This window comes from Granulicatella seriolae (genome assembly GCF_024543085.1).
Classification (GTDB): Bacteria; Bacillota; Bacilli; order Lactobacillales; family Aerococcaceae; genus Granulicatella; species Granulicatella seriolae.
Map to the genome: position 1 here is coordinate 53,364 of NZ_JANHNZ010000004.1, position 17,354 is coordinate 70,717.

Here is a 17,354-nt window from a genome sequence, read left to right on the forward strand (position 1 = left end):
TCAATCCCATCTTTTGCGACGGTTTATAGCAATTGCTATGGCGCTGAAAGTGAGACCAAGAACGGCAACTATAACAATATCCGATACATAATCTGTCATTGGTTTTCCAGCGAATACTGCACGAAATACATCAGTGACATAGGTTAAAGGCAAGATTTTGGCAAATGTTTGTAAACTTTCAGGAAACCGTTCAATAGGAATCGTTGTTCCTGATACAAAAATCATAATAAAGTAAGTTAAATAGCAAAGGACATGAGCTGTCTTATAGTCAGGTGCAATGGCAGAAAGTAAAAATCCAAAAGAATAGGTGTTTGTAATCCCTAATAAAAGAATCGGTGCAATAATGAAGGGATTCCCATCTATCTGAACATTGTAAAACAATAGCCCACCAATAACTAATAGACCAATCCCAATAACACTCATAAGCACGTTGACAGCTAATTGTGCCAAAATAACTGTGTTTTTCCCTTGTGATGTGGCGTCTAAACGCTTATACACTTTTTTACTTTTGTATTCAGCCATGGTCAGAGGAAAAACCATGATGCCAGTAACAGCAATTACCATAGCACAATAGGATGGAATGGATACGTCCATAGCACCATATCCACCATAGACAGGGTCAGGTTCATTTCCAAATATGCTTCCATATAAAAATAGCATCAGTAAAGGGAAAACCAAGGTGAAGAAGGGTCCAAAGAAACCGCGCCAAAACAGTTTATGCTCGATATTAAAAGCTACTAAAAATGATTTCATAACAATACCTCCACATCTAATTCACCCTGTTTGCCAACCATAGCAAGATAGACATCTTCAAGTGATACATTATCCTTATGTCCTAAAAAGCTATAGGTACTTTTAGCAAGTTCTTTCATCTCTAAAGAAGTTCCTATAAAAAACAATTCTCCTTTTTTTAAAAACAAAATACGGTCTGAAAGATATTCAACTTCATCCATAAAATGAGATATAAGTAAGACAGATATTCCCGCTTCTTTTACAGCACGTATGCTATTCCATAAGGAACGTCTAGCTTCGGGGTCAAGACCAGTTGTCAGTTCATCAAGAATCAGTACACGAGGCTTAGGCAATAATGCCAGCAAAATAGATAACTTTTGTTTTTCTCCACCTGAAAGTTTGCTTACATCACGATTCCGTTTATCCTCTAGTCCCAATTTTCTTAGTAAAATTTCCCAATCTGCAGCTTCTTCATAAAAAGAAGCAAATAGTTCACAGAGCTCTTGAACTCTGATTTTGTCAGGGTACTGGGTTTCTTGAAGCTGAACGCCTAAGTGTTTATAAATTTCTTTTCTTTGTGTTTGTGGGTTTAGCCCAAATACATTCACTTGTCCGTAAGTAGGCTTACGTAAGCCCTCGATACATTCCACTGTTGAAGTTTTTCCCGATCCGTTAGGACCAATAATCGCCAGAATTTCTCCTTTTTTTACGTCAAAAGAAATATCACGAACAGCAACATTTTTCCCATAGGATACATTTAGATGTCTTACATCTACTTGAATTTCACTATTCATTGGTAGGTACCTCCATTTCTATTTTGGTACTTTAAGTATACGAATAAAAAAATTTTTAAAGGGTGTTTTTGGACAAACGGTTGATTTTCGATGATAAGCGGTTGAAAACGAACTACTACATGTGAAACTAGAATCAGTCCATATGGTATACTTATAGTAGTAAATGTAGACATATCATACAAAGAAATGGAGGGGGATATCGTGCGAGTTGAGATTAGATTGTCATCTGATATTGATGAACCTTATGCAATCATACATACAAAAGAGCTAACCGAGGAAATTCAACAGGTAGTGATGCTGATTGAAAACTCACAAGGTAAAATACTCACAGTGAAGCAAAATGAAAGATTGTTTATTCTTAACATTAGTGATGTTCAACTGATACGAACTGAAGGAAAAGAAGTTTGTGTTTATGATTCGTCAAAACAAAAGTTTACATCTACAAAAAGATTATATGAAATTGAAGCCCTGTTAAATAATGAATTCATTCGTATTTCAAAGAGTGCCATTGTTAATCTTTTGAAAATAGACCATGTAGATACGAATATTGTTGGTACTTTGGATGTGGTAACAAAAAATGGGTGTGTCGAATCTATTTCAAGAAGATATGTTCAAGCCTTTAAAACAAGAGTTGGAATATAAAAAGGAGGGAACCATAATGAAACGAATTCTTGCAACTATTGGTAGTGGTATTGCCTTAGGCAGTCTATTATTTACAATAACATGCATGATACTTTTTCTTATTGGCGGGCCACAAATCTTGGAGCCCATTGTAAACAACTATGTTTGGCAAAGCTTAGGCAGTATGTTAGTCGGTATTGCTTTTTCTATACCATCTTTAATTTACGAATCTGACACCATACCACTGTGGAAAAAAGTTACAATTCATATGTCTATTGGATTCGCTGTATATTTTCCTTTGGCATTTTACTTCAAATGGATACCTACAAATCAAGGCGTAAATAATATTATACTTTACGTAATAGTAGCAATAACGATTAGTTTTGGAATTTGGGCATGTTTTTATTTTAGTGGTAAAGTTCAAGCAAAGCGAATTAATCAAAAACTACGTGATGTACAAAAAAATACCAAGTCTTATTTTTAGTTTGGGTTTTTAATTTTTTATATGGAGAAAAATTTTAACAATTAGAATACTGATAATGGATAATTTCTGGATATGCAACTATAAATCATTAAGGGAGATGGGGAAAATATTTGACTTATAAATTAGTTACTAAAATGCAAAAGAGTTTCCGAGAACAGAATCAGCAATAACGGTGTAAAGCATAGCTGACGCACAGTGACTGTTTCGGCTTTAGCCGATTTACAGTCACGTAGACAGCTAAGACCGTGAGACCTTGGCTCACGGCGGTGCCACCGTTCTTATTTTTGATTCTGTTCTCGGAAACTCTTTTGTTTTCTACTAAGACAGTCTTTTTCTCAATTCAAATACCTATATCTGTTTCTTTCTAAAAACTAGGATAGAAAAGGTAAGTAAGGCAATAATAGATCCAATTGTAACAGCAATAGTAGGGTAGAAAAAATTTGGTTCAAGATGATTGACTAGCAAATCCATATTTCGTAAGGAAAGAGTTACAGGATTGTATTGCTGAACATCAGGGATAATATTCAATAACATACAAGTCACAAAGACAAGCCCAACAATCATTAGGCAGCTATAGATTGTGTTGGTAAGGGTCGAGGCTAAAAGTAACAAGGCTAGCAGGAAAATGCCATAAAACCACAAGCAAAAGATTGAAAAAAGTAAATGATGAATATCATCAGCAGAAAAATAATATGCAGTATATAGCCAGCAAATGAAAAATGCAAGCAGAAGACTAAGTGTCCAAACCACCCCCATCAAAGTAAACTTAGCCAGAATAACAACCGTGCGGGATAGTCCTTTGGTTAAGATATTGATTAAAGTGCCTTTGGAAATCTCTGTAATCACTATGCCACTAAAAATAAGCACCATGACCATGACACCCATTTGCGTGATGTTTTTGAAAAATTGAGTCCATGAATCTATTGCAGTAGGGTCTTGTATTGGAATTAATTGCCCACCTGGTAAGAGATTCTTAATCAGGTATGGCGTCATGAGTGCTGCCAAGGGGCTAAGTAGACCGAATATAGCAAATACTGCAAGCATAATAAAGAGTTTATAAGTTCGAATGCTTTCTAAGATTTCTTTTTTTAGAAAAGCTACATAGTGTGTCATTGGACCACCTCCGCATATAAGTTTTCTAGTGATGGTTCAAGCTTTTCGAATTTGACGGGAACTAGATTATTTTGTGCAAGAATATCAATCAAGAAAGCTCCATTTTTATTCTGATCTTGAAGAGTAACAGTTATGGTATTTCTATCTTTCATAAGCGTGACGCCATTTTCTTTTAAGTGAGTAGATGTTAAAAAGTTATTCAATTCTTTTTCATTTGAAAATTCAATCATAAAGGCATTTGAGCTATAGTTTTTCTTGAGTTCAGCAAGTGTTCCGTGAAGGGCTAACTTGCCTTGATGTAGAATGGCTAGATTGTCGCAGACCCTTTCAACATCTGACAGAATATGAGTAGAGAAGACAACCGTGGTCTTGCCTTTGATAGTCAGTAAAATATCCAAAATTTCTTTCCGTCCGATGGGATCAAGGGCCGAAGTTGGTTCATCACAAATCAGTAGTTGAGGTTCGTTTAGTAAGGCTTGTGCAATGCCTAAGCGTTGTTTCATCCCTCGTGAAAATGCTCCGATTTTACGGTTTTCACCATCCAGTCCTACTAACTTGAGCAAATCATGGGCTTTTGAAACGGTAGCAGCCTTTGATAAACCGGTAATTTGACCACACAGTTGCAAATATTCCATAGGGTTCATGTAGGAATAAAATTCAGGAACATCTGGTAGGTAGCCGATGTGACGATTGGTTTTGGTGTCACCATACGTTACAGTTTCGCCACAGACGGTGATAGTACCACTATCTGCTTTGAGTAGGCCTAAAATGATTTTCATAGTAGTCGTCTTTCCAGCACCATTTTGCCCGACAAAACCGAATATGGAGTGTTCCGGGACAACCATGTCTAGCTTTGACAAGACTTCTTTGTTGCCGAATGCTTTTGATAGCTGCTTAATTTCTAGAATGTTCATTCGCTATCACCTCTGCCAAAAACAAAATAGATGACTGGTCCGATAATCTGAACGAATAAGACAATAATTATCCACATGGGTTTATTTCCAAAGCGGTATTGGGGGTGCTTTAGAACGTGAATGACTGCTGTGATGGCTAGTACTAATTGCAGGATAATTAAGGGAAGAAAAAACGGTAGGTACTCCATAAACAAGTCTAAATGATTCAAATGACTCACCCTTTAATATTATTTTTTAGTTTTTCAAGAATATTTATGAAACGAATATCATCTTTTAGAACAGTGAAAGCTGGGTTGTTGGCGATGGCATCATACATACTTTGCTTAATCACGGTCTTGTCCCTTGGAGGATTTATTCCTAATGGTAACTGCTCAAACCAATTATCTATGCTCGTGAAAAAGTTATCCCCATGTAGATGGAAGAGCATTTTATTTTCTGTAGAAATTCTAGCGTACTCTTTTAAATCGTTCAAAGCCTCCTCAATCTGTCCATTAATGATATTTCCTTGGGCACTTGTTAAATAGAACATGACTAAGGCATCTGGTTTTAACTCTTCTAAGTTAAACGTCTCTGAAAGTTGGAGAAACCGTTGTGATATCAGCTTAAATTGTTCTGGGTCGTTGAAAAATAAGGATTGATAGGAAGTTAAGAGTCTAAGAAAAGCCGTTAGGTATTGGTATAACTCAATTTGTATGGTTTCTTTGGCTTTTTCTACTTGACCCACCATTTGATAAGCTGTTGCTAGTAATCCTTCTGAGGATAGAACTAGAGAATGTGAGTCTTCCAGCAACTCAATCACTTCCTTGGGCAAGCCAAGTGTGATCAAAGAGGCAGCTTCTAAGTGAGTGGCTTGCCTTACTAGTTCAACGTCATCACTTTCAGTTTTAACTTTTGAGAAAAGCGTTTTAGCCTCCGTGACCACTTCGCTAAACCTTTTTTGATTCGGTGCAAGTTGGCTATTATTTAGTAATAACCCCCCCATTTGTAAGAGGAGTGGGTAGCAAGAATAGTATTTCTTAATGATTTGATGACAGTCTGTAAGTACTACTTCAAAATCTTGTTCAGAAAAGTCCTTTGATAACTTAACGTACAGCTTGCTAATATCTTCCTTACTCATCTGTGGCTCATAGCCCATCAAAACGTCAATGGATATATTAAAAAATGTTGCTAGCTGAGGTAAAAATGTGATGTCGGGATAGCTTAGACCAGTCTCCCATTTTGAAACGGAAGATTTTGAGACACCAATGTAGTTAGCTAGTTGGTCTTGTGTGATCCCTTTTAGTTTTCGATGTAGGGTTATAGCTTGTGCAATGTTTATATCTTTCATAAGTCACCTCTTTCTTGTCTACATTATACAATTCAAAATTCATCGTAAGCAATGGAACAGTAGTCAACATAGGGTGATTTAATCAACTTGTGGGAATTCTTTGCTGATAATATATTGAACAAATAAAACAGCTCATTCTTCATCAAAAATGATAAGGGGTGAGCTGTTTTTTCTAGTGGGTTAATAATATCTCATTTTGTGGTCCGAATAAACTCTTTAATGACGACATAAGGATTATGACCTCTTTATTTAAACCATCCAAACCAAAATCTATAAAGTGAAAGATTTGTTTTTGCAAAGAATGAGGAGTAATCTTATAGTATCAGGTATATTGCTTCAGCAAGTATTTCACTTATAGATAGTGCTGAAAAGTATAGATGGAGGCCATTATGAATAAATATGATTACAACACCAAAGAGATGATGTTTTGGGCAGCAGAGACGGATAAAGATGAAGTTATGCAAGACTTAGGCGTGACAATCGATGGGTTATCCGATACCGATGTTAAGGCACGACGCAGTAAGTATGGAAATAATGGTGTGACCCGTGGAAAGAAAGAATCTCTAGCCAAGCACATCCTCAGATCGTTTACGGATCCATTTACCTTGGTTTTGTTAACATTAGCTGCTGTTAGTTTGGTGACAGATGTTGCCTTGCAACCAGTTGGTCAAAAAAATCCTAGTACGGCTATTATTATTGCTGTTATGGTTTTCTTGTCAGGTAGCCTACGATTTGTTTAAGAAACGCGAAGTGAAAAGGCGACATCTAAGTTACTGGGCATGATTCATACAACAACTGCAGCTATTCGAAAGGGGAGTGGTCAAGTAGAGATTCCCTTTGATGAGGTGGTGGTTGGTGATATTATTCATTTGACAAGTGGTGACTTAATTCCTGCTGATGTGAGAGTATTAGAGTCCAGAGACTTGTTTGTAGCGCAATCTGCTATGACAGGTGAGAGTGAGCCGGTTGAGAAAACAGCTAAGCAACTAGAAGCCGATGCTAAAAAACAAGTCCTTGAATACAATAACCTTGCTTTTATGGGGACTACAGTCATTTCAGGTTCGGCAAAAGTATTGGTTCTTGCAACAGGAGACCATACTATTTTAGGTCAAACCTACCAACAAGTTACAAAGAAACCAGAACAAACTAGCTTTGACAAGGGCGTCAATAACGTTTCGCATCTGCTAATCCGTTTTATGCTAGTCATGGTGCCCATAGTCTTCTTTATAAATGGATTTACTAAAGGAGATTGGCTTAGTGCCTTAATGTTTGCTGTTTCTGTTGCAGTTGGTTTGACACCTGAAATGTTGCCTATGATTGTGACAACCTGTCTGGCTAGTGGTGCCGTTGCCATGTCTAAAAAACAGGTCATTATGAAAGACCTTAACTCTATTCAAAATTTAGGTGCCATTGATATACTTTGTACAGATAAAACGGGGACTCTGACAGAGGATAAGGTAGTTCTAGAAAAATATTTGGATGTTCACGGAGATAGGGACGACAAGGTCTTACGTTATGCCTACCTTAACAGCTATTACCAAACTGGCCTCAAGAACTTAATGGACCGTACAATAATAGATCGAACTGGAAAAGAAGCAGAAACAAATGTAAATTTAAAAAAACTAGATACCGCTTATACTAAAGTTGACGAAATTCCATTTGACTTTGAACGCAGAAGAATGAGTGTTGTTGTGAAAGATAAGGATGGCAATACTGAACTAATTACCAAAGGTGCTCTCGAAGAAATGTTAGCCATTTCGACAGATGTTGAACACCTTGGAAAAACGCAGCCTCTAACCGATGAACTTAAGAAAACTATTATTGACCTAACTTCCTCTTTAAATGAAGATGGCTATCGTGTATTAGCTGTCTCTCATAAAACAGAACCAAAAGGAGTGGGATTGCTATCAGTAGAAGATGAGTCTGACATGGTTCTTATGGGGTTTCTAGCCTTCCTTGACCCGCCAAAACAATCCGCTATTTCCTCCATTCAAGCACTGAAAGAGTATGGCGTTGCTGTTAAAATGTTGACGGGAGACAATGATAAAGTAGCTGTATCCGTTGCAAAACAGTTAGGCCTTTCAACTAACAACGCCATGCTTGGTATAGATGTGGAAAATATGAACGACAAAGACTTAGCACAACGAGTAGAGCAAACAGTTATTTTTGCAAAACTATCACCCCTCCAAAAATCTCGTGTGGTCACTGCCTTGAAGAAAAATGGTCACCGAGTTGGTTATATGGGAGATGGGATTAATGATGCCGCTGCTTTAAGAGTGGCAGATATTGGAATTTCTGTTGATTCAGGAGTAGACGTTGCTAAAGAAGCCGCAAAAGCCATTCTTTTAGAAAAAGATTTGATGGTTTTAAAAGATGGGATTGTGGAGGGACGTAAAGTCTATCAAAATATGATTAAGTACATCCGTATGACAGCTTCATCAAATTTTGGGAACATGTTCTCTGTATTGGCGGCTAGTGCTTTCCTACCTTTCTTACCAATGGAAGCTCTCCAATTGATTGCACTGAATTTGATTTATGACTTTGTCTGTGTCGCCTTGCCATTTGACAATGCAGACCCTGAACTGTTGAAGCAACCTAGAACTTGGGACACTTCAACGCTTAGAAGGTTTATGACTACCTATGGCCCTCTCAGTTCGATCTTTGATATCTTTACTTATGTAGCTATGTTCTTTCTTATTTGTCCTGCTGTAGTGGGGATGAGCTATCACCAAATAACTGATCCACAGATGAAGATGGTCTTCATTATGACCTTCCAAACGGGTTGGTTTGTTGAATCTATGTGGACGCAGACCTTGGTTATGCATACTCTTAGAACACCAAAAATTCCTTTTATCGAAAGTCATGCATCAAGAGCGGTTAATTTAGCGACTTTTTTAGGCATTGCTTTTGTCACATTACTTCCGATAATGCCATTTGCTAAAGACCTTGGCTTTATATCTTTACCACTTATCTACTACCCAATTCTTCTGGTCATGGTTATTGGTTATGTATCTCTAGTTACTTTTGTAAAGCTCCACGAAAAGAAGATGGGACGCAACATGTTTGAACAATAGAAAATGATTATGGACTTCAAAAATAGGGTTTGGATAACAAGTCCGTAGAGAATGACTTCGGGAATTCAGGTTCTAAAGCACAAACGAGTTTTGCGGAAATCTTATCAGAAATGAGAACGGTGGCACCGCCGTGAGCCAAGGTCTCACTGGCTTAGCTGTCTACGTGGCTGTAATCGGCTAAAGCCGAAACATCCACTGTACGCCAGCTATGCTTTACACCGTTATTTCTGATAAGATTTCCGCAAAACTCGTTTGTTTGTATAGCAGCCTGGATTTTTACCCAGTTCCAACAGCTACTGTGTGTCAGCTATGCTTTTACACCGCCATTTCTGATTCATTTTTCGGCAACTCTTTTGTGCTTTAGAATATAGAGGTCATTCTCTACGGACTTGTTGTCTAATTTCTATGTTTAAAGCGAACTAAAGTCATGTTCAATAATTTCTTCTAATCGAAATTCTTCATTGCTGTAATCGTATTTGAAGAGGGAACAGTTTTGAATTCTGGATTTCCGATGAACGATATTGGCATGTTTCCAACGGCGGTAAAAGTTAGCGATGGCAGCTCCATGAGACACAATCAATATATTATCAGCCTTGCTTTGAGCAACTAAGTCTCCAATTGTCACACTAATGCGCTCTTCTATATCTGCTTGAGATTCGCCACCAAACTGAACGAAGAAGTCTAGGTAAGGCAGAGGAGGATTCATATGCTCACCTTCACCTTCATAGCTTCCAAAGTTCCATTCACGTAGGTTCTTCACTCGTTTATAAGGAATATCCGTCAGAATTTCTAAGGTGTCACTAGCTCTTTCAGAAGTTGAAGAGTAGGCTTCATCAAAGACAATCCCCTCTGCATCTAAGTGTTTCCGAGCAATTTGTGCTTGTTTGATGCCAGTTTCTGTTAGCGGAGAGTCGCAAAAGCCTTGGATTTTATGTTGCGCATTGAATAGGGTTTGTCCATGTCTTACTAGATATACTTTCGTCATAGAATCATCCTCTTTTCTCAAAAAAATTTGTCGTCAAGATTCTTAACAGTAAACTGACTTTCTAATACTAGTATACCATTTGTCCATCCATTACCCAAAAGACTAGATACCTTCTACTTTACGATTGGCCATCCATTTGACCATAGAAGGATCAGCATGGGAAAAGAACTGGCTTGCGCCTAGTTCCAACTTAGCAATTTGAGCCTTGTCTTCATTGCTTAATTGGAAGTCAAAGACATCAATATTTTCTGCCATCCGTTCAGGTTTGACTGATTTTGCCAAGACAATGACATCTTGTTCAACCAACCGGCGAATAATGACTTGAGCAATAGACTTTTGATATTTGTCGCCAATGCTTTTTAAAACCGGATTCTTAAATATACCATTCTTTCCTTCTGCAAATGGTGCCCACGCCTCAACAGCTATACCTTCGTCTTGTAGGGTTTTTATGGAGTCACTTTGCTGTTGAAAAGGATTGATTTCAATTTGGTTAACTTGTGGAGCAATCTTATTGAATTCTGCTAAATCTACTGCACGATCGACTGTAAAGTTGGAGATACCAATTGCTCTAATCTTGCCAGATTCCTGTAACTCTTCCATAGCACGCCAAGCACCGTATACATCATTATATGGCTGATGAATCAATAGTAGGTCAACATAATCGAGACCCAGACGTTCTAGAGATTCTTGGAAGGACTTCATAACACCATCGTAGCTGACATTGTGCACCCAAATCTTTGTAGTCACAAATAATTCTTGACGGTCAATTCCTGATTCTGTAATACCTTGACCGACTTCACGTTCATTTAAGTAGCTTTGAGCTGTATCAATATGACGATAGCCTGCTTGAATCGCTGCTTTTACTGCTTGTGCGGTTTCTTCTTGAGGAATCTGAAAGACACCGAACCCTAAAATAGGTACTTGGACACCATTCGTTAAACTTACTGTTTGCATGATTTCAACCTCCATTTACTTTGATAGGCTAAGTATAAACTATAGACCTGACTCCATAGCAAGCACTATCTTTTGACTTCCCATAACTTTTCAATCTCACTATCTGGCATCTTGCCATTTTTGAATTTTGCAATATGGTCATCATAGGTTTCAATCTTATAAGCTAACAAATCTCGTGCAATTTCCATTTGTGCTAGTTTCTCATTGACTTTATTCAATTGGTCTATTAAGACTTGTTTTTGTTTGAGTTGTACTTCTTTCCCGCCAGTTTCGTGTAACTGTGACAATCGTGCAAATTCTTGTAACGATTCGATGGACATACCAACTTTGCGAAGGTTTTTCACTAAATATATCCAGTTTAAATCTCTTACTTGATAATCGCGGTAGCCGTTCTTATCACGGGTAATAGGGGGAACGACACCCACTTTTTCGTAATAGCGCAAGGTATCTATGGATAGATCAAACATTTGAGCAACTTGTTTCGAGTTCACATGACTCACTCCTTTCATTCTTAAGTCTATTATATACCCTAGAGTGCACTCCAGTTCAAATTTTTTAAAGGAGAATTTCGTATGTGCTACAAAAATATTTATTAGTTAGAGAATGTTCACCTTTATTCAATAACCAACATATCACTTTCATCAAATTGCCAACTATCGGCGTAAGCAACTTCCCAATAATAGCCATCTGGGTCTTGGAAATACCCGCTATAGCCACCCCAGTCGGTAGGTTGTGGTTCTTTAGCGATGGTGCCACCGATTTCTTTGACAAGTGCAAACAGGTTATCTACTTCTTGTTTGGACTTCATATTGCAAGCAAGTGTGATGCCTGAAAATCCACTTTGATGAATGGCTGGAGGGCTTTCGGTATCAATATCTTGTGCAAGCAGGTCAATGGGGTAGAGTTCCAGTTTAGTTCCTTGGTTATTAAAGAAGACAATTGCAGCTCCATGTTGAGCAGTGGTCTGGAAGCCTAAAGCCTTATAAAAATCTAGCGAATAATCAAGATTCTCAACTCCCAAGCAGACTAAATTAATACGGTTCATTATTTTACGTCAACTCCTTTTCTTTACTCTTATTATAGAACAAATTGATGGGAAAAGTCTTTTTTACCTTTTTTGTTAGAGGCCCTTTAGTGACCATTTTCCCAAAGATTATGGTATAGTGGTGGCACAATAAGATATATAAAGCGAGGTAAAGTATGACAAAAGACTATGATTACCAACAAATGTTGGTTGGAGAGCTATATTTAGCCAGTGAGATTCTACCGGAAAATGGTTCTGCGAGAGGAAAAAAACTTGCCCAAGAAATCAATAACTTACCAATTGAGAATCGGGAAGAGATTGTCCGATTAGAAAAAGAGTTATTTGGAAGAACGGGTGAGCATATTTATGTTAATCCACCATTATATGTTGATTATGGACGACATATTTTTATGGGGGAGAATGTCTATTGCAATATGGATTGTTTATTTTTAGATGTAAACACCATAACGATTGGCAATAACGTCATGTTTGGACCTAGAGTCAGCTTGTACACAGCAGGTCATCCAATTGATGCCGAGGTTCGTATAAGTGACCTAGAGTTTGGACTTCCAATTGTTATTGAAGATAATGTGTGGGTTGGAGGCGGCGCAACAATCTTGCCAGGTGTCACAGTAGGCAAAAACAGTATCGTCGCTTCAGGAGCAATAGTAACTAAAGATGTTCCAGCTAACTGCATCGTAGGAGGCAACCCTGCAAGAGTACTTCGAGAAATTACCCAACAAGACAAAGAGTATTGGCAAGAGAAACAAAGAGAGTATTTTATTAAGAAAGAGAATAGGTAAGACATAAGCATCAAGGGATAGGGGGCTGAGCAAAAAGTCCAAATGGTAACCAAATAAAAGAGTTTCCCAGAAATCTATCCTTACAGAACGGTGTAAAGCATAGCTGACGCACAGTGGATGTTTCGGCTTCAGCCGATTACAGCCACGTAGACAGCTAAGCCAGTGAGACCTAGGCTCACGGCGATGCCACCGTTCTCATTTTTGATAGATTTCTGGGGAACTCTTTTATGATTTAGAATGATTTTTATTTTATTACAGACTTTTTGCCCAGTTTCATTCAATCAAACATAAAAGGAGTGTTACTATGTACGATGACAAAACTAAAAAATTCCATTGCAACCGATGTGGAAAAGAAATAAATACTTGGGAGAAATGTTGGACTAAATGGCAATTTCCTCCTAAAATCAATAGTGTACAAGATAAATCTAGAAAAGCTTTAGCAGACGAGAATGCAGCTATTCTATGTTTAAAGTGTGCAGATGAAATTTTTACAGAAAAATTTTAGTTTTTGTCTATTTCTATGTTTTAATTTTTATCTTAGACAATTATTTATGAGTCTTTGCAATAATTTTTTCTAACTAGTAAAGCAAAAGAGTTCCCCAATAATAGAACAGGAATAACGGTGTTTCAGCGTAGCTGATGCACAGTAGCTGTTTCGATTTCTGGTTTATTACCCGGAAACTCTTTTGCGTTTGAGAAGTAGGTGTATTAATACGGACTTGAGCCAGTTCCATAAATTTCAATAAAACCCCAAACCTATAAAGGCAAAACTTCGGTTTAGGAAAAGTTTTTGATAGGAAACCTACCCATCGAACAATTTGATCTCATCAATAGTTTAGTCGCTTGCGTTAATCGTCATAAGAGTAAACCGTTAGGCGAAATCGTTCATCCATTTAGGAGTATTGTTCTACCAGATTTTATTTATTGACTTAGTGGTACTCTCCTATAAGAGCAACTGTAACGTAAGAAGTAGCGTTGGTATGATCAATGGCTGAAGACAATCCGTTGATTCGTGTCTGTAATTCACTAATTGTTTCCACTAGTTTCGCCTCGTTGTAGGCATTGTATTCGACTACGCCCACACCGCTCTCGGCACGAACCACTTTACTAGCTACTATATTTTCTAAGTCTTGTAGCAAGCCTCGATTGTGTCGTAGCCACTCCAATTGATAAGCAATGCTTTTTCCGTCAATATTTTGGGTGGCATTGTAGTGTGAGATAACTTCTTTTAAACTAGCAGCATCGTTTCTTAACAAATCAAAGTCTCTCAAAACCGCATTCGTATCGTGTAGTCGTCCATTTGGAACAACAGATTTACCGTTTACTGTAATTGGTCCAAATAGGTTGGCATGCAGGCTTCTAGCTTTTGTATCTATTTGTTTGTTGATGTTTGATAGCATGAAGATGGCTTCTTGTGCGGTAATGTTTATCGTTGTCATAAAATACTTCCACTCCTTTATCTAGTCTGCTGCGTCGATTAAGTCCTGAATAATGATTTTCTTCATGCCCATTAAGGCTTGAATTTGAGCAGGTGTTTTTTGTAGCTGTCCAAGATTGCTAGGGATGATTTGCCATGAAAGTCCAAAGGCATCTTTCACCCAGCCACATTGCTCTGATTCTGGAACGGCAGAAAGTTTATCCCAGTAATAGTCAATCTCTTCTTGGTCCTTGCAGGTAATGGTAAATGAGATGGCTTCTGAAAAACGGAAATAGGGTCCGCCGTCCAAACCGATAAACTCTTGCCCATTCAAGGTAAATTCAGCATTGATAACTTTACCAGCCATACCTTCAAAATGGGGGCTTAGCCCTGAATCTGGGTAATGGGTGATGGACTTGATAGCAGAATTGGGAAACACTTGGGTATAAAAGTCAATGGCGTCTTGGCAATTATTGTCAGCAAACCATAGTGATGGCACAATTTTTGACATTGGAATCCTTCTTTCTACTTATTTTTCTTTGTAGTACTCTATTTCTGTTTCCACTTCAAAGCCATTTTTTTGATAAATATGAAAGGCAGGAAGATTGCTTTTTGAAACAGAGATGGCGATAGGGGCAGGGGTTTCTTGTAGGTGTCTGATAATTTGGGCGATAAGTTGTTGGCCGATGCCTCTTCCTCGGATACTTTCTTTGACTACGGTACCAAAAATATAAAAGAGACCGTCCTTCAAGTTAACCGCAGTTGTTGCCACCAAGGTGTCCTCTAGATAGAGCCCGTATTGTTTGGAGTCGGGATCATTTAAACGCTCTTGAGCAAAATGAGCTGTTGTCTCGTAGGAGTTACCAAAAGCATAGGCACATACATCAACAATATCTTCCAAGTCTTCTTGACCGAGTTCAAGCAAAGTATACTGTGCTTGAATATCAATTTGCGATTTTCCTTTATCTAACAAATATAGCTCTGTTTCTACTAAGTCATAGTGAGCAAAGAACGACGGATAAGTCTTTGAAAAGATATTTTCAGCCACCCAGAGAATTTCTTCTACCTGAAACTCAGCCTGAATTTTTTCTGTTTGCTCTTTTAAAGCTAGAAAAATACCTTGATGGCGATAGTCAGGATGCACTTTGATGGTTACTTCTATATTTTGTTGTGATTCAGCGTAAAAAAGAGCTACAGCTACTAATGTTTCACCAGAATAAGCTAAAATAGCGGTAGGGATTTTTTTGTCAAAGTGATAGGTATTAGAGATAAAGTTGGGAGCTTTCAACTGATAAGCTTGATTTACCATTTGGCAAAATGTGTAAATCTCTTGATACACTTGGTCTGTTAGGTTATAAATTTGTTTAAAATGATATTCTGCATAATTCATAAGCGCTCTCCTTGATGGTTCATTTCTTACTTTCTATTGTAGCATAACAGCTATGGCTCTACTAATCAGAGAGTGGTAACAAAGACTATTGTTAAACAAAAAAGTAGTCGTTTTGACGAGTTACTCAGTTTGTATTAAAATATCATTAGAAGACATGGATTGCCTATTCTAGATTTGGAAAGGAATTTACTATGAAAAAATTATTTAGAAAAGATTTTGAGAATCAAATTCCCTATAAGGTAGAGGAGGTAAAACCCTACAACTTAGGAGATAATGAAAACCGCTTAATTGATTGGTCGCATCTGGCGGATGAATTGAGCCATGTATTTAAAACATATGACTATGCCTTTTATGGTGATTCAAAATATAGTGAACTGAGGCAGGCAGTAGCTGACTCATTGGGGATTAATCCGCATCAAGTCTTGCAAGGGGTGGGTTCAGACCAGATGATTCAAATGGTGGTTGAAACCTTTCTTGATCCAGGGCAAGTACTGTTGACCGTGTCTCCTGACTTTTTCATGTACCAAGCTTTCTCTATGGCACATGGCTCCAAATTTAAAGAATTCCCACTGGATGAGAACTTTCAACTAGACCCTGTAGCTTTTTTAGCTTATGCCAAAGAAGTCAACGCCAAGGTTATCATCTTGTCCCAACCCAACAACCCTTTATCAATGGCTCATAACCCAGCTGTGATCGAAGAAATCATCCGCAACTTTGATGGTTTTGTCGTTATTGATGAAGCCTACAATGATTATGCAGACTTGGAAAGTTTAGTCACAAGAGTTGATGAGTTTGATAATCTGATTGTTTTAAGAACCTTATCAAAATCATATGGACTTGCTGGCTTACGAGTTGGTTTTGCTATATCCAATGCTCAACTAATCTATGAGATGGATAAGGTTCTCCCACCTTACAACATGAGTGACTTAGTAGCTAAAATCGCCAGCCATGTAATTAACGAGCACAGTGGTAAAGTGCAAGAACTAGCAGAAGAAACGAAAGTCATACGAAATGATTTTATGGAATTTTTGAATGAAGTAGGGTGCCAGGTGCTACCATCTCAAACAAATTTTGTTACTTTTCGAGCACCATTTACCAAGCAATTATGGGAAATAGCACAAACTAGAGGCTTTAACTTTAAATATTATTCTGAGGGACCACTTGCTGGCTACTGTAGAGTTGGTATTGGTAGGCCGGAAGAAATGGCACTTCTTAAAGAACTTATTTCGGAATTGGTAGAATTTCAGTAAATTTGAGAACTTAATTTCCAAGTCACAAAAAGTTCGTATTGCACTTAAACAAAAGAGTTTCCGAGAAATAGACCAGAAATAGCGGTGTTTCAGCATAGCTGTTGTACAGTAGCTGTTGGGGCTGGGCAAAAAGTCCAAATGGCAACAAAATAAAATAGTTCCCCAGAAATCTATCCGTACAGAACGGTGTAAAGCATAGCTGGCGCACAGTGACTGTTTCGGCTTCAGCCGATTACAGCCACGTAGACAGCTAAGCCGAAAGACCAAGGCTTTCGGCGGTGCCACCGTTCCTATTTTTGATAGATTTCTGGGGAACTATTTTATGATTTAGAATGATTTTTATTATATTACAAACTTTTTGCCCGGTCCCTTACAGATACGTAGACAGTTAAGACGTGAGACCTTGGCTCACGTTGGTGCCACCGTTGTGATTTCTGGTCTATTACTCGGAAACTCTTTTGTGGTTTAGAAT

At 37.9% G+C, this 17,354-nt stretch carries 18 protein-coding genes and 1 pseudogene; 6 read left to right on the forward strand and 13 right to left on the reverse strand.

Annotated elements, in window-relative coordinates:
• The gene (locus NPA36_RS05385) at positions 1-753 is read right to left on the reverse strand and encodes an ABC transporter permease (protein WP_256945094.1); all 753 of its coding nucleotides are present in this window, start codon (positions 751-753) and stop codon (positions 1-3) included.
• Positions 750-1,526 carry an ABC transporter ATP-binding protein gene (locus tag NPA36_RS05390; protein ID WP_256945095.1) on the reverse strand — a complete coding sequence of 259 codons (777 nt, stop codon included), beginning with the start codon at positions 1,524-1,526 and terminating at the stop codon, positions 750-752. Before NPA36_RS05390 ends, NPA36_RS05385 begins: the two co-directional genes overlap by 4 nt.
• Positions 1,527-1,727: 201 nt before the next feature.
• On the opposite strand from NPA36_RS05390, the gene NPA36_RS05395 reads away from it, so the two are divergent.
• Both NPA36_RS05395 and NPA36_RS05400 read left to right on the forward strand, forming a co-directional pair.
• Positions 1,728-2,168, forward strand: coding sequence for a LytTR family DNA-binding domain-containing protein (locus NPA36_RS05395; protein WP_256945096.1), 441 nt, complete (start codon positions 1,728-1,730; stop codon positions 2,166-2,168).
• A gap of 16 nt (positions 2,169-2,184) precedes the next feature.
• Positions 2,185-2,631 (forward strand): DUF3021 domain-containing protein, encoded by a 447-nt coding sequence (locus tag NPA36_RS05400; protein ID WP_256945097.1) that lies wholly within the window; start codon positions 2,185-2,187, stop codon positions 2,629-2,631.
• A 348-nt stretch (positions 2,632-2,979) separates the two neighbouring features.
• Here the strand turns inward: NPA36_RS05400 and NPA36_RS05405 are convergent, their stop codons facing one another.
• The 4 genes from NPA36_RS05405 to NPA36_RS05420 are packed head-to-tail and all read right to left on the reverse strand — an operon-like array spanning position 2,980 to position 5,985.
• On the reverse strand, positions 2,980-3,744 hold the full coding sequence (locus tag NPA36_RS05405) for an ABC transporter permease subunit (RefSeq protein WP_256945098.1): 765 nt from the start codon (positions 3,742-3,744) through the stop codon (positions 2,980-2,982).
• Entirely contained in the window at positions 3,741-4,658 is a 918-nt protein-coding gene (locus NPA36_RS05410) for an ABC transporter ATP-binding protein (protein WP_256945099.1), read from the reverse strand. The genes NPA36_RS05405 and NPA36_RS05410 overlap by 4 nt, the downstream gene beginning before the upstream one ends.
• Positions 4,655-4,846: a PLDc N-terminal domain-containing protein gene (locus tag NPA36_RS05415; protein ID WP_407932785.1), complete on the reverse strand. Its 192-nt coding sequence runs from the start codon at positions 4,844-4,846 to the stop codon at positions 4,655-4,657. The genes NPA36_RS05410 and NPA36_RS05415 overlap by 4 nt, the downstream gene beginning before the upstream one ends.
• 26 nt (positions 4,847-4,872) lie before the next feature.
• On the reverse strand, positions 4,873-5,985 hold the full coding sequence (locus NPA36_RS05420) for a helix-turn-helix domain-containing protein (RefSeq protein ID WP_256945101.1): 1,113 nt from the start codon (positions 5,983-5,985) through the stop codon (positions 4,873-4,875).
• Between the two features lie 389 nt (positions 5,986-6,374).
• Here NPA36_RS05420 and mgtA point away from each other — a divergent pair.
• Positions 6,375-9,059, forward strand: a pseudogene (mgtA, locus tag NPA36_RS05430) (magnesium-translocating P-type ATPase).
• A gap of 409 nt (positions 9,060-9,468) precedes the next feature.
• On the opposite strand, the gene NPA36_RS05435 reads toward mgtA, so the two are convergent.
• The 4 genes from NPA36_RS05435 to NPA36_RS05450 form a co-directional block, all read right to left on the reverse strand.
• Positions 9,469-10,044: a histidine phosphatase family protein gene (locus NPA36_RS05435; RefSeq protein WP_256945103.1), complete on the reverse strand. Its 576-nt coding sequence runs from the start codon at positions 10,042-10,044 to the stop codon at positions 9,469-9,471.
• A 102-nt stretch (positions 10,045-10,146) separates the two neighbouring features.
• A complete protein-coding gene (locus NPA36_RS05440) occupies positions 10,147-10,998 on the reverse strand; it encodes an aldo/keto reductase (RefSeq protein WP_256945104.1) in 852 nt (283 codons plus the stop codon).
• Between the two features lie 65 nt (positions 10,999-11,063).
• Positions 11,064-11,489 carry a MerR family transcriptional regulator gene (locus tag NPA36_RS05445; RefSeq protein WP_256945105.1) on the reverse strand — a complete coding sequence of 142 codons (426 nt, stop codon included), beginning with the start codon at positions 11,487-11,489 and terminating at the stop codon, positions 11,064-11,066.
• Positions 11,490-11,611: 122 nt separating this feature from the next.
• Positions 11,612-12,043, reverse strand: a complete 432-nt coding sequence (locus NPA36_RS05450; RefSeq protein WP_256945106.1) for a VOC family protein — start codon at positions 12,041-12,043, stop codon at positions 11,612-11,614.
• A gap of 155 nt (positions 12,044-12,198) precedes the next feature.
• Here NPA36_RS05450 and NPA36_RS05455 point away from each other — a divergent pair, with 155 nt between their 5' ends.
• A complete protein-coding gene (locus NPA36_RS05455; RefSeq protein WP_256945107.1) occupies positions 12,199-12,825 on the forward strand; it encodes a sugar O-acetyltransferase in 627 nt (208 codons plus the stop codon).
• A gap of 304 nt (positions 12,826-13,129) precedes the next feature.
• Positions 13,130-13,330 (forward strand): hypothetical protein, encoded by a 201-nt coding sequence (locus NPA36_RS05460; RefSeq protein WP_256945108.1) that lies wholly within the window; start codon positions 13,130-13,132, stop codon positions 13,328-13,330.
• A 424-nt stretch (positions 13,331-13,754) separates the two neighbouring features.
• On the opposite strand, the gene NPA36_RS05465 is transcribed toward NPA36_RS05460, so the two are convergent.
• Genes NPA36_RS05465 through NPA36_RS05475 form a run of 3 tightly spaced genes read right to left on the reverse strand, consistent with a single transcriptional unit; the run spans position 13,755 to position 15,632 of the window.
• Positions 13,755-14,264 (reverse strand): hypothetical protein, encoded by a 510-nt coding sequence (locus NPA36_RS05465; protein ID WP_256945109.1) that lies wholly within the window; start codon positions 14,262-14,264, stop codon positions 13,755-13,757.
• 21 nt (positions 14,265-14,285) lie between these two features.
• On the reverse strand, positions 14,286-14,753 hold the full coding sequence (locus NPA36_RS05470; RefSeq protein WP_256945110.1) for a VOC family protein: 468 nt from the start codon (positions 14,751-14,753) through the stop codon (positions 14,286-14,288).
• 18 nt (positions 14,754-14,771) lie between these two features.
• On the reverse strand, positions 14,772-15,632 hold the full coding sequence (locus tag NPA36_RS05475; protein ID WP_256945111.1) for a GNAT family N-acetyltransferase: 861 nt from the start codon (positions 15,630-15,632) through the stop codon (positions 14,772-14,774).
• 191 nt (positions 15,633-15,823) lie between these two features.
• On the opposite strand from NPA36_RS05475, the gene NPA36_RS05480 reads away from it, so the two are divergent.
• Entirely contained in the window at positions 15,824-16,882 is a 1,059-nt protein-coding gene (locus tag NPA36_RS05480) for a pyridoxal phosphate-dependent aminotransferase (protein WP_256945112.1), read from the forward strand.
• Positions 16,883-17,354 lie beyond the last annotated feature (472 nt).